Origin of the sequence: Pseudomonas citronellolis (assembly GCF_029335315.1) — a bacterium.
Classification (GTDB): Bacteria; Pseudomonadota; Gammaproteobacteria; order Pseudomonadales; family Pseudomonadaceae; genus Pseudomonas; species Pseudomonas citronellolis_A.
Map to the genome: position 1 here is coordinate 24,138 of NZ_JARJLT010000052.1, position 12,759 is coordinate 36,896.

12 protein-coding genes are annotated in these 12,759 nt (G+C 69.3%); 5 read left to right on the top strand and 7 right to left on the bottom strand.

The genetic code is table 11. The annotated features are described in order from the left end of the window. Nucleotides 1-50: 50 nt before the first annotated feature. From P3W75_RS04405 to P3W75_RS04415, 3 genes are all read right to left on the bottom strand, one after another. The gene (locus P3W75_RS04405; RefSeq protein ID WP_276226156.1) at nt 51-374 is read right to left on the bottom strand and encodes a hypothetical protein; all 324 of its coding nucleotides are present in this window, start codon (nt 372-374) and stop codon (nt 51-53) included. A gap of 68 nt (nt 375-442) precedes the next feature. Continuing rightward, nucleotides 443-1,480: an AraC family transcriptional regulator gene (locus P3W75_RS04410; RefSeq protein WP_276226157.1), complete on the bottom strand. Its 1,038-nt coding sequence runs from the start codon at nt 1,478-1,480 to the stop codon at nt 443-445. A 53-nt stretch (nt 1,481-1,533) separates the two neighbouring features. Then, on the bottom strand, nt 1,534-3,249 hold the full coding sequence (locus tag P3W75_RS04415) for a Na/Pi cotransporter family protein (protein ID WP_276226158.1): 1,716 nt from the start codon (nt 3,247-3,249) through the stop codon (nt 1,534-1,536). Nucleotides 3,250-3,610: 361 nt separating this feature from the next. Here P3W75_RS04415 and P3W75_RS04420 point away from each other — a divergent pair, with 361 nt between their 5' ends. Then, nucleotides 3,611-4,102 (top strand): LEA type 2 family protein, encoded by a 492-nt coding sequence (locus P3W75_RS04420; RefSeq protein WP_276226159.1) that lies wholly within the window; start codon nt 3,611-3,613, stop codon nt 4,100-4,102. 4 nt (nt 4,103-4,106) lie between these two features. Here P3W75_RS04420 and P3W75_RS04425 read toward each other — a convergent pair whose 3' ends face one another. From P3W75_RS04425 to P3W75_RS04435, 3 genes are all read right to left on the bottom strand, one after another. Beyond that, the gene (locus tag P3W75_RS04425; protein WP_276226160.1) at nt 4,107-4,871 is read right to left on the bottom strand and encodes a TerC family protein; all 765 of its coding nucleotides are present in this window, start codon (nt 4,869-4,871) and stop codon (nt 4,107-4,109) included. A gap of 29 nt (nt 4,872-4,900) precedes the next feature. Beyond that, on the bottom strand, nt 4,901-6,205 hold the full coding sequence (locus tag P3W75_RS04430; RefSeq protein WP_276226161.1) for a CitMHS family transporter: 1,305 nt from the start codon (nt 6,203-6,205) through the stop codon (nt 4,901-4,903). 359 nt (nt 6,206-6,564) lie between these two features. Then, nucleotides 6,565-7,479: an AEC family transporter gene (locus P3W75_RS04435; protein ID WP_276226162.1), complete on the bottom strand. Its 915-nt coding sequence runs from the start codon at nt 7,477-7,479 to the stop codon at nt 6,565-6,567. A gap of 315 nt (nt 7,480-7,794) precedes the next feature. Here P3W75_RS04435 and P3W75_RS04440 point away from each other — a divergent pair, with 315 nt between their 5' ends. From P3W75_RS04440 to P3W75_RS04455, 4 genes are all read left to right on the top strand, one after another. Beyond that, on the top strand, nt 7,795-8,778 hold the full coding sequence (locus P3W75_RS04440; RefSeq protein WP_276226163.1) for an ABC transporter substrate-binding protein: 984 nt from the start codon (nt 7,795-7,797) through the stop codon (nt 8,776-8,778). An 84-nt stretch (nt 8,779-8,862) separates the two neighbouring features. Further along, on the top strand, nt 8,863-9,669 hold the full coding sequence (locus P3W75_RS04445; protein WP_276226164.1) for an ABC transporter permease: 807 nt from the start codon (nt 8,863-8,865) through the stop codon (nt 9,667-9,669). 5 nt (nt 9,670-9,674) lie between these two features. Further along, nucleotides 9,675-10,490 carry an ABC transporter ATP-binding protein gene (locus P3W75_RS04450; protein ID WP_276226165.1) on the top strand — a complete coding sequence of 272 codons (816 nt, stop codon included), beginning with the start codon at nt 9,675-9,677 and terminating at the stop codon, nt 10,488-10,490. Between the two features lie 115 nt (nt 10,491-10,605). Next, nucleotides 10,606-12,228: a GMC family oxidoreductase gene (locus tag P3W75_RS04455; RefSeq protein WP_276226166.1), complete on the top strand. Its 1,623-nt coding sequence runs from the start codon at nt 10,606-10,608 to the stop codon at nt 12,226-12,228. A 122-nt stretch (nt 12,229-12,350) separates the two neighbouring features. Here the strand turns inward: P3W75_RS04455 and P3W75_RS04460 are convergent. Beyond that, nucleotides 12,351-12,759: nuclear transport factor 2 family protein (locus P3W75_RS04460; RefSeq protein ID WP_276226167.1), on the bottom strand; the 409-nt coding region annotated here is incomplete at its 5' end.

Consider the following 12,759-nt stretch of genomic DNA (forward strand, 5'->3'; position numbering starts at 1 on the left):
CTGCCCGGCAAAGCCGGTTTCCGCCAAGGCGGAACACTGGTCGGCGGTTTTTACACCAGCGGCGGTACCCGGGACAACTCCTCCAGGGCCTCCACCAGGCGTCGGCGCAACTGCCCCAGCTCGCGCGAGCGGAACGCGTGGCGGCTGCGCTCGATCACCCCGATGGCGTCCGCCAGCAGGGCGTGCACGCGCGCCGCGTCGCTCAGCGGGGCATCCTTGAACCAGCGGCACAGCGGCGCCTGCTCGCAGTCCTGGGGGCCCCCGAGCACGGCGCAGGGCACCTGGTAGGCGGTGAGCAGCGCGCGTACCTCGCGCACCAGGGTGTCGTCCTGGGAAGTCACCAGCAACTGGGCCGGTAGCCGGGTTAGGGTCATGGCTGGGCGCTCGGGTGGCAAAAGGCTATCAACCCTAGCGGAAACCCGCCGGCGCACATTGACGCGGATCAGTGCGCCGGTCTGGCCGCCTGCTGGCGGTATTCCCCCGGCGTGCGCCCGGTCCAGTGGCGGAACGCGCGGAAGAACACGCTGGGCTCGGAGTAGCCGAGCAGCATGGCGATGTCGGTGGCCGGCAGCTGGCCTTCCTGCAGGTAGCGCTCGGCCAGTTGCCGGCGGGTATCGGCGAGCAGCTGCTGATAGCTGCTGCCTTCCTCGGCCAGGCGTCGCTGCAGGGTTCGCTCGCTCATGCCCAGGGCCTGGGCGAGGGCCGCGCGGCCGGGCTCGCCACGGCTGAGCTGGGTACCCAGCAGGGCGGTGACGCGGGCCTGCACGCTGGCGCTGGGCAGGCGCGCCAGCAGGCTTTCGGCGTGCTGGCGCAGGAGGTTGCGCAGCGGCGGGTTGGATTGCGCCAGCGGTCGCGCCAGCAACGCCTTGGGCAGGCCCAGGGCGTAGTCGGCGGCGGTGAATTGCAGGGGGCAGGCGAAGCGCTCGCGGTAGGGTGCCAGGTCCTCCGGCTGCGGGTGAATGAAGCGGCAGCCGGCCAGTTCGAAGTCGCGCAGCAGGGCGCCCAGTTGCACCACCCAGAAGCCCATCAGCGCCAGGGTCCGTGCGCGGGTGGCCGGCAGCAGCGGGTTCAGCGGCCGGTAGCAGACCCAGAGCAGCTCGCCTTCCTCGCTGAGCACCACCTCGCCGCCTTCGCCGACCAGCCGCTGGTAGCGCAGCCCGGCCTGCAGCGCGTCGCCCAGGGTGGCGCTGGTCTGCAGCAGGTAGCCGAGCACGCTGAAGGAGCCGGCGGCCAGCGCCGCGCCCAGGTCCAGGCCCGGTTCGCTGGCCTGCAGGCGCTCCTGGATGCAGCCCCACAGGGCCTGCTGGCGGGGAAAGGGGATGCGCCCGTCGGGGTCGGCGAGGGCGGCCTCGTCGAGTTCGGCGCGCTGCAGCAGGTCGGCGCGGGGCAGGCCCAGGCGCTCGGCGGCGAGCAGGATGGCCTGGGTCAGGCTGGCGGCGACCGAGGGCTGGTTGGCGGTGTCGGGGTTCAGTGCGTGCATGGCGGCTGATTCTGCACCATCCCCGTGACCGCCGTAAGTGCCTGGCGCGGGCTTCAGCCGGCGGCGCTGGAACCCGGCGGCGTGGCGCGCGGCGCGGCGTCGGCGGCCTCATCCAGGGCCCGCTCGACGAAGTCTTCCTCGGCCTCCTCGCCACTTCCGGCCTCGGGATTGTCCAGAATGGCGTAGGCGATGGCGCAGAACAGCGAGTTCAGGCGCTTCATGTCGGCGATCAGGTCCAGGTGCAGCGAGCTGGTCTCGATGCTCTGCACCACCTGCTGGCGCAGGCGGTCGACATGGGAATGGGCGTAGCGCCGTTCCTGCAGGCGGAAGCGCTGCTTGGCCCGGCGCAGGCGGCGCGCGCCCTCCTGGTCGCCGTTGAGGAACACCGACAGGCTCAGGCGCAGGTTGACCACCAGCTGGCTGTGCAGGGCGGTGATCTCGGCCAGACCGTTGTCGGAGAAGGAGCGGCTGCGCGAAGTCTTCTTGTCCTGCACGGCGCTGAGCATGTGCTCGATGATGTCGCCGGCCTGCTCCAGGTTGATCGCCAGTTCGATGATCTCCGCCCAGCGCCGGCTGTCGCGCTCACCCAGGTCGTCGCGGGGCATGCGCGCCAGGTACAGCTTGATCGCCGTGTAGAGGGCGTCGACGTCGTCGTCGAGCTTGCGGATCTGCTTGCTCAGCAGCGGGTCGCCGCCGCGGATGACCTGCAGCAGGTCGACCAGCATCTGTTCGACGATGTCGCCCATGCGCAGGGTCTCGCGCACCGCGTTGACCAGCGCCAGGCTCGGCGTGTCCAGCGCCGCCGGGTCGAGGTGGCGCGGGCGCACGCGGTCCTCGGGGGTGGCGCGGTCGGGCAGCAGGCGCGTGCAGAAGGCCGCCATCTGGGTGGTCAGCGGCAGGCAGGCGAGGCAGCGCACCGAGTTGTAGAGCACGTGGAAGGCGATCACCAGTTCCTGGGTGCGGAACGGCCAGCCGTCCACCCAGGCCGCCAGCGGGCCGATCAGCGGCAGCACCAGCAGGCAGCCGGCGACCTTGAACAGCAGGCTGCCCAGGGCCACCCGGCGCCCGGCGGCGTTCTGCGCGGTGGAGCTGATCAGGGCGAGGATGCCGCTGCCGAGGTTGGCGCCGACCACCAGGCACAGCGCGACCTTCAGCGAGATCACCTTGGAGGTGGCGAGGGTCGCGGTGAGCAGCACCGCGGCCAGGCTGGAGTAGGAGACCATGGCGAACAGCGCGCCGGTCAGGGCGTCGAGCATCACGTCGCCAGTGAGGCTGGAGAACAGCACCTTGACGCCCTTGGCCTGGGTCATCGGACCTGCGGCCTCGACGATCAGCTGCAGCGCCAGGATGATCAGCCCGAGGCCGATGAACACCCGGCCGAGCTGGCCGAGGCGGGTCTGCTTGCGGGTCAGGAAGAAGACCACGCCGAAGAAGATCAGCAGCGGCGACAGCCACGACAGGTCGAGGGTCAGCACCCGCGCCATCAGCGCCGTGCCGACGTCGGCGCCGAGCATGATCGCCAGCGCCGGGGCCAGCGCCATCAGGCCGCTGGCGACGAAGGAGGTGGCCAGCAGGGCGGTGGCGTTGCTGCTCTGCACCAGGGCGGTGACGCCGATGCCGGCGGCGAAGGCCAGCGGGCGCTTCTGCACGCTGCGGCTGAGCACCCGGCGCAGCTCGGCGCCGTACACGCGGAGGATGCCGGTGCGCACGATGTGCGTGCCCCACACCAGCAGGGCGACGGCGGATAGCAGGTTGAGCAGTGTGAGCATGGCGGCGGCCCCCTCGTACAGCGTCGTCCCTGCCGCTGAGCACCTGTTTACGATCTGCTGCTCTAGCTCGCGAGATCGTAAACAGGCCCTGAGAGTGCGGGCGATCTGGCCGAAATTTCTGTCATCCAATTGTCATGGTAGACCCTCGCTGTCCCGCGAGGGTTCGACAAGATGTTGATTCGCCGGGGTCTTCACCTTGAGTAAAGCCTCTTCTGGCGGGGGCTGCGGAGTTTTTCCGGGGGCTGGCGTTCCCGTAGGAGCGGGCCATGCCCGCGATTCGCGCGCAAGGCGTGCTCCTGCGTGCTCAGAACCCGCCGCCCGGTCTAGACTGCCGGCATCCCCAGCAGCAGCGGAAAACCCCATGCCCAGTCGTCTCCTCGCCCCCCTGCGCCTGTTCCTCGCCGTCTGCCTGGCGCTGAGCCTCGGCGCCTGCGCCAGCCTGTTCGGTCGCGACCCGCTGAAGGTCGACCTGGTGGGCCTGGAACCGCTGGCCGGGCAGGGCATGGAGGCGCGCTTCGCGGTCAAGCTGCGGGTACAGAACCCCAACGACCGCGCCATCGACTACAACGGCGTGGCGCTGGACCTGAGCGTCAACGGCCGGCCGCTGGCCAGCGGGGTCAGCGACCAGGCCGGCAAGGTGCCGGGCTTCGGCGAGGCGGTGCTCAGCGTGCCGGTGAGCGTCTCGGCCTTCCGCCTGGTGCGCCAGGCCTGGGGCCTGGGCAACGCGCCGCCGCGCCAGGGCATGCCCTACGAGGTCAGCGGCAAGTTCGGCGGCGGCCTGTTCGGCACCGTGCGCTTCAGCGACAAGGGCACCCTGGAGTGGCCGGCCGGGGCGCCTTTGCCGACGCTCTAGGGCGTCACTGGCCGGGAATGTCCCGGCGCAGCTGCACCGGCTCGACGTCCTTGCGCCCGCGCGCGCCGCGCATGCGGATGTTCAGCGCTTCCACCGCCAGCGAGAAGGCCATGGCGAAGTAGACGTAGCCCTTGGGCACGTGGACTTCGAACGCCTCGGCGATGAGCACGGTGCCGACCACGATGAGGAACGACAGCGCCAGCATCTTCAGCGACGGGTGCTTGTCGATGAAGGCGCTGATGGCGCCGGAGGCGAGCATCATCACCAGCACCGCGACGACGATGGCGGCGACCATCACCGGCACGTTGGAGACCATGCCCACGGCGGTGATCACCGAGTCCAGGGAGAACACGATGTCGATGATGGCGATCTGGATGATGGTGCCGAGGAAGCCGCCGAGCAGGCTCTTCGGCGCGGGCTGATCGGTCTCGTCCTCGCCTTCCAGGCCGTGGAAGATCTCGCTGCTGCTCTTCCACAGCAGGAACAGGCCGCCGAAGAACAGGATCAGGTCGCGCCCGGAGATGCCCTGGCCGAACACCTCGAACAGGTCGCGGGTCAGGCCCATGACCCAGGTGATCGACAGCAGCAGGAGAATCCGCGTGACCATCGCCAGCGCCAGGCCGAACAGCCGCGTGCGCGCCTGCAGGGCCTTGGGCATGCGCCCGACGAGGATCGAGATCATGATGATGTTGTCGATGCCCAGGACGATCTCCAGGGCGGTGAGGGTGAGCAGTGCGACCCAGATTTCCGGGTTGGTCAGCCATTCCATTTCAGAGGGTACCGGTCAGACGTTGAGTTTCAGTCGTTGAACAACGGGAACAGCCCCAGCAGCAGGGCGGCGGCGAGGATAGCGAGGCAGACCAGAACTGCCCAGCGCAGGGTGAAGCGCTGGTGGTCGCCGAAGTCGATCTTGGCCAGCCCCACCAGCAGGTAGGTGGAGGGCACCAGCGGGCTGAGCAGGTGCACCGGCTGGCCGACGATGGAGGCGCGGGCCATTTCCACCGGGGTGATGCCGTACTGCGCGGCGGCCTGGGTCAGCACCGGCAGCACGCCGTAGTAGAAGGCGTCGTTGGACATGAAGAAGGTGAACGGCAGGCTGACCAGTGCGGTGATGGTCGCCAGGTACGGCCCCAGCGCCGGCGGGATCACCGCCAGCAGGCTCTTCGACATGGCCTCGACCATCCCGGTGCCGGAGAGGATGCCGGTGAACACGCCGGCGGCGAAGATCAGCGAGACCACCGCCAGGACGTTCTCGGCGTGGGCGCCGATGCGCTGCTTCTGTTCGAGGATGCACGGGTAGTTGACGATCATGGCGATGCTGAAAGCGATCATGAACAGCACCGGCATCGGCAGCAGCCCGGCGATCAGCGTGGCCATCAGCGCCACCGTCAGCGCGCCGTTGAACCACAGCAGCTTGGGCCGCCGCGCCTCGGGGTACTGCGAGACGCTGACCTCGGCCGCGTCCACCGCGTCGCCCGGCAGGTGCAGCTGGCCCAGGCGCGCGCGCTCGCGCTGGCCGTAGACCCAGGCGATGGCGAAGATCGCCGCCAGGCCCGCGAGCATGGCCGGGATCATCGGCACGAAGATGTCCGCCGGGTCCACGTGCAGGGCGCTGGCGGCGCGGGCGGTGGGGCCGCCCCAGGGGGTCATGTTGAGCACGCCGCTGGAGAGCATGATCAGGCAGGCCATCAGCAGCGGGCTCATGCCCAGGCGCTGGTACAGCGGCAGTACGGCGGCCACGCAGATCATGTAGGTGGTCGAGCCGTCGCCGTCCAGCGAGACGATCATCGCCAGCGCGGCGGTGCCCATCGAGACCTTCAGCGGGTCGCCCTTGACCAGCCGGAGGATGCGCCGCACCGCCGGGTCGAACAGCCCGGAGTCGATCATGATGGCGAAGTAGAGGATGGCGAACATCAGCATCACCCCGGTCGGTGCCAGGGTGCGGATGCCGTCGAGCATCATCGGCCCCAGGCCCGCGGCGAAACCGCCGAGCACGGCGAAGGCGATGGGCACCAGGATCAGCGCGATGAGCGCCGAGAGGCGTCGCGTCATGATCAGCAGCATGAAGGTCGCCACCATGGCGAAGGCGAGGAAGGTCAGCATCGGGAAGCCTCCGTGGGATCAGCGCGGCGGGTGGCCGGGCAGGGACGGGGCAAGGCGACGGATCGAGCGTGGCATGCGAGCACCCTTGTTGTTCTTGTCTGGGAATTTTTGTCTGTGCAAAGCCCGCCTGCGCGGGGGCGGGGAGGGCGGATGCTAGGGGCTCAAGCTTTCGGCAGGCTTTCGCGGGGAAAGGCGCCGATCATCGGCGAAGGCGGGGTGTTTCAGGATGTTTCATGGACGCCGGAACGGCTCTGGTCGGAGCGAAAGGGACGCCTGGTTCTTGCTCGCGAAACGCCCTGGATCGGGCAGCTATCGCGGACGAAGTCCGCTCCTACGGGGAGGGCATTACGCGCTGGCGGTCAGCCCAGCGCCTGCACCAGGCCCATGACCAGCAGCAGGCTGGCGCCGGCGAGCAGGGTCTGCAGGGTGATGATCCCGGCCATCAGGTGGCCGTCGCCGCCCAACTGGCGGGTCAGCACGTAGGAAGTGGGCGCCGTCGGCAGGGCGAAGAACAGCGTGAACACCGCCGTTTCCAGTTGCCCCAGGCCGAGCAGGCGGGCGCAGGCGAAGGCCAGCAGCGGCATCGCCAGCAGGCGTGCGCCGCAGCAGCCGAGCAGCGCCGGCAGTTCCGCGCGCAGCTCGCGCGGTTGCAGGGCGGCGCCGACGCAGAGCAGGCCCAGCGGCAGGCTGGCCACCGCCAGCAGGTCGAACAGCCGCGCGCCGCCGCCGCCCAGCGGGATGCCGGCCAGGTTGACCGCCGCGCCGGCGGCGCAGGCGAGGATCAGCGGGTTCTTCAGCATCGGCAGCAGCAGCTCGCGCATGCCGATGCCGCGTTCGGCGGTGAGCGCCCAGACCGACATCAGGTTCACCGTCGGCACCATCAGCGCCAGCATCAGCGCCGCCAGGGTCAGGCCGTCCTTGCCGTACAGGCTGCCCACGGCGGCCAGGCCCAGGTAGGTGTTGAAGCGCAGCACGCCCTGGGCCAGGGCGCCGAAGCGCGCCGCGTTCCAGCCGCGCAGGCGCCGCCACAGCAGCAGGCCGAGCCAGGCGCCGCCCAGGCCGAGGGCCGCCGCCAGGGCCAGGCGCGCCAGGCCCGGTTCGCGCAGTGGCGCCTTGGCCAGGCTGGCGAACAGCAGCGAAGGGAACAGGATGAAGTAGTTCAGCCGCTCGGCCGCCGGCCAGAAGGCTTCGCCGGGGAAGCCGTGGCGGCGCAGCGCGAAGCCGCCGACGATGAGCGCGAAGAGCGGCCAGAGGGCCTCGAACAGGACGGACACGCGAGACCCCGCGGTGGTGGTTGAACGGCCATCTTGCCCGCCCGCGCGCGGGGCCGGCAAGCCGGGTTCAGGCGGTGCCGGAGCGGCGCGTACGGCGCCAAGGCAGCTTTTTCTTATGTCGCGACCACATATTTAATATTTTTCCGAGCCTCCCGCTTCGGCCACCATCGCTCTCGTCACGTGCCGTCCACCGAGTCGGACCCAGGGGCCGCAGAGCCCCGCGTCGAGCACGTCCGGTGAGATGTCGTCCTCCGGCCATTCTGGCCACTGCCGCAGTTATCCAATAACAAGCCAAACCGGCTGTGGGAGTGCTTCATGAACAAGTCCTTGCTAGTGCGTTTCGCCCGTCCCTTCGCCCTTGCCGGGCTCCTCGCCGGCGCCGCCGGCGCGGCCCAGGCCGGCACCCTGTCCATCGGCCACACCACCTGGGTCGGCTACGGCACCCTGTACCTCGCCCGCGACCTGGGCTACTTCAAGGAACAGGGCCTCGACCTGCAGCTGACCCCCATCGAGGAAGCCTCGATGTACATGGCCGCGCAGGCCTCCGGGAAACTCTCCGGTTCCGCCTCGACCATCGACGAAATCCTCAAGTACCGCCCGCAGTTCTGCTTCAAGGCCGTGGCCGCGCTGGACGACAGCCATGGCGGCGACGGCGTGCTGGTGGGCAAGGACGTCACCAGCCTGAGCCAGCTCAAGGGCCAGGAAGTGGCGGTCAACGAAGGCTCGGTGTCGCAGTTCTGGCTGTCCTACCTGCTGAAGAACGCCGGCATGTCGATGAGCGACATCAAGGTGCAGAACATGACCGCCGACGACGCCGCCACCGCCTTCATCGCCGGCCGCGTGCCCGCCGCGGTGACCTGGGAGCCGCACCTGTCGCTGGTGCGCGAGAAGAAGACCGGCAAGGTGCTGATCGACAGCACCAGCACCCCCGGGGTGATCGTCGACGTGGTGGCGCTGAACTGCGACGTCATCGAGAAGCAGCCCGAGGACGTCAAGGCGCTGGTCAAGGGCCTGTACAAGGCGGTGCAGTACACCCAGGAGCACCCGCAGGAGGCCTACGCGATCATGGCCAAGGGCGTCGGCGGCTACCTCTCCGATCCCAAGGACCTCGCCGAAGCCGCCAAGGGCGTGCGCTTCTACGACGAGGCGATGAGCCAGAAGCTCCTCGGCGCGCCGGGCCAGCCCGGTGACATCAAGGACATCATCGGCCTGGCCAACACCACCTGGACCCAACTGCAGGGCAAGACCTTCCAGGTCAGCTACGACGACCTGGTCGACACCCGCTTCGTGGTGCAGTGACGGCGGCGGGCCGCCACGCCCGCCCCTCCCGACTTCCTTCCATCCCTGTCCTGGCGGGCGGCTTGCCGCGCGCATGGAGGCAACATGTCACGTCCTTCGCAATCCTGGCTGAGCCGCTGCCTGACCCCCAAGGTCGAGCTGCCGGTGCGCCTGGTGTGGTCCGCCAGCGCCCTGTGCTGGCTGCTGGTGTTCGGCCTCTGGGCCCTGCTTTCCTACGGCGGCGTGGTGCCGGCGATGTTTCTCCCCAGCCCCGGCGCGGTGCTGGAAGCCGCGGTGCGCCTGGGCCGTGACGGCACCCTCGGCACCCATGTGCTGGCCAGCGTCGAAGTGGTGATGATCGGCTTCCTGGTCTCCTCGCTGGTGGCGGTGCCGCTGGGCCTGCTGATGGGCAGCTTCCGCATCGTCCAGGCGTTCCTCGAACCCCTGGTGAACTTCATCCGCTACCTGCCGGTGACCTCCTTCGTGCCGCTGTTCATCCTGTGGATCGGCATCGGTATCGAACAGCGGGTCACGGTGATCATCTTCGGGGTGTTCTTCCAGCAGCTGGTGATGATCTCCGACGTTTCCCGCGGGGTCGCCAAGGACCTGGTCAACGCCTCCTACACCCTGGGCTGCAACCGTCGCGACGTGGTCCTCCACGTGCTCGGCCCGGCCTCGCTGCCCGGCGTGCTCGACACCCTGCGGGTGACCATGGGCTGGGCCTGGACCTACCTGGTGGTGGCCGAGCTGGTCGCTGCCTCCAGCGGCCTGGGCTACATCAGCCTGAAGGCCATGCGCGGCTTCCAGGTCGACGTGATCTTCCTGGCCATCGCCATCATCGGCCTGCTCGGGCTGATCACCGACCAACTCTTCCGTATCCTCCGACTGAAGGTGGCCTCATGGGCGCAGTAGCAGCTATGCAACGCAACGACGCGGCACCGGCCGTACAAGGGGCGCAGCCGGCCCGCCTGCGCGTGGAAGAGGTCAGCCTGCGCTACCGCACCCCCGAGGGCGGCACCTTCAGCGCGCTGGAGAAGGTTTCCTTCGAGGTGCCGGACCAGCAGTTCGCGGTGATCGTCGGCCCCTCCGGCTGCGGCAAGTCGAGCCTGCTTTACCTCACCGCCGGGCTGTCGGAGCCCACCGAGGGCGAGATCTACGTCGGCGGCAAGCGCGTGGAAGGCCCCGGCGCCGACCGCGGCATGGTGTTCCAGAGCTACACCCTGTTCCCCTGGCTGACCGTGCGCGAGAACATCGAGTTCGGCCTCAAGCGCCGCCGCGTGCCGGCCGCCGAGCGCAAGGAAATCGTCGACTACTACCTCAACGAAGTGGGCCTGGCGAACTTCGCCGGGAATTATCCCAAGCAGCTCTCCGGCGGCATGATGCAGCGCGTGGCCATCGCCCGCGCGCTGGCCAACGACCCGCAGATCCTGCTGATGGACGAACCCTTCGGCGCCCTCGACAGCCAGACCCGCATGCAGATGCAGAAGCTGCTGCTGCGCGTCTGGGACCACAGCAAGAAGACCGTGGTGTTCGTCACCCACGACATCGACGAGGCGATCCTCTTGGGCGACCGCGTCTACGTCATGGGCGCCCGCCCCGGCCGCATCAAGCGCATCCTCGACGTACCCATCGAGCGCCCGCGTTCGCTGGACATGGTGATGGACCGCCAGTTCATCGACATGAAGCGGGAAATCCTCGGCCTGCTCCACGACGACCTCGAAGAGGCCCACTGACGGGCCGCGCGAAGGCACTGGGTCCCCGCGTTCGCGGGGATGACACCGGGTCACCCCCGCGCACGCGGGGGCCCAGCGACTCATCCGCGCGTGCCCCTGCAACACGGAGACCCCCATGTCCCACGACCCCAACGCCTACGACTACATCATCGTCGGCGCCGGCTCCTCCGGCTGCGTGCTGGCCAACCGCCTGAGCGCCGACCCCTCGGTGCGCGTCCTGCTGCTGGAGGCCGGCGGCAGCGACGCCAGCCCGCGCGTGCAGACCCCGGCCGGGACCATCACCCTGTACAAGAGCCGCACCTACAGCTGGAACTTCTTCTCGGCGCCGCAGCAGCGCCTGAACAACCGCTCGCTGCACTGCCCGCGCGGCAAGGCCCTGGGCGGCTCCAGCTCGATGAACAGCATGATCTACATCCGCGGCCACGCCTCGGACTACGACCGCTGGGCGGAGCTCGGCTGCGAAGGCTGGAGCTGGCAGGAGGTGCTGCCGTTCTTCCGCAAGTCCGAAGGCAACCGCCTCGGCCAGGACCTGGCCCTGCACGGCACCCAGGGCGAGCTGCTGGTGGACCGCCCGCGCGACCCCAACCCGCTGTCGCAGCTGTTCGTGAAGGCCGCGCAGCGCATCGGCCTGCGCCACAACGACGACTTCAACGGCCGCGACTTCGAAGGCGCCGGCATCTACAACGTGACCCAGAAGGATGCCAGGCGCCTGAGCAGCTACCGCGCCTTCGTCGCGCCGCTGCAGCGGCCCAACCTGGAAGTGCGCACCGGCGCCCAGGTGCACCGCCTGCTGCTGGACGGCCAGCGCGTGGAGGGCCTGGAACTGCGTGACGGCCAGCGCCTGCTGGCGCGCCGCGAAACGCTGCTGTGCGCGGGTTCGCTGGGTTCGGCGCAGATTCTCCTGGCCTCCGGCATCGGTCCGCGCGACGAGCTGCAGGCCGCCGGCATCGAGGCGCGGCACCACCTGCCGGGGGTCGGCAAGAACCTCCAGGACCACCTCGACGGCCTGGTCACGGTGCGCTCGCCGAGCCCGCTGAGCCTGGGCTTCTCCCTCGGCTCGCTGGGGCAGATCCTCGCCTCGCCGTTCAAGTACCTGCTGCGCCGGAAGGGCTGGCTGACCACCAACTACGTCGAGGCCGGCGGCTTCGCCCGCACCCCGCGCGCCGAGGGCCTGGCCGACGTGCAGTTCCACTTCGTGCCCGGCTACCGCAGCCATCGCGGGCGCCTGTTCGAGTGGGGCCACGGCTTCGCCATCCATACCTGCGTGCTGCGCCCGAAGAGCATCGGCGAACTGCGCGTGAAGCCCGGCGGCGACATCGAGATCGACTACAACTTCCTCGCCGACGAGGAAGACGGCAAGGTGCTGGTGGAGGGCGTGAAGCTGGCGCGGCAGATCCTCGCCCAGCCGGAGTTCGACGCCATTCGCGGCGCCGAGATGCTGCCTGGTCCGCAGGTGCAGAGCGACGAACAACTGCTGGAACACCTGCGCGACTACGCCGCCACCGTGTTCCACCCGGTGGGCACCTGCAAGATGGGCCACGACGCCCTGGCGGTGGTCGACCCGCAGCTCAAGGTGCATGGTTTGCAAGGATTGCGCGTGGCCGACGCGTCGATCATGCCGACCCTGGTCAGCGGCAACACCAACGCGCCCTGCATCATGATCGGCGAGAAGGCCGCGGCGATGATCCTCGCCGAGCGCTTCGAAACCGCGCCACGCAAGCAGGCCGTCCCGGCCTGACGGCGTACAACCGCGAACGGTTGTACGCCCTACGGGTGGGCCGGGCGTAGGGCGGATAACCGTTCGCGGTTATCCGCCGTTACACCGATATTCACCTCAACGCCGGTGCGAACCCGGGCGCCTTACAGCCCCAACTCGCTCAACGACGGATGCCCGTCCGGCCGCCGCCCCTGGGGCCAGCGGAACAGCCGCTCGCCCTCGCTGATCGGCAGGTCGTTGATCGAGGCGTGGCGCTCGAACATCAGGCCGTTCTCGTCGAACGCCCAGTTCTCGTTACCGTAGGAACGGAACCAGTTGCCCGAGTCGTCGTGCCATTCGTAGGCGAAGCGCACGGCGATGCGGTTGCCGGTGAACGCCCAGAGCTCCTTGATCAGCCGGTACTCCTGCTCGCGGCGCCACTTGGCGGCGAGGAACTCGACGATCTGCGCGCGGCCGCTCAGGAAGGTCGAGCGGTTGCGCCAAGCGCTGTCCGGGCTGTAGGCCAGCGACACGCGCTGCGGATCGCGGCTGTTCCAGCCGTCCTCGGCGGCG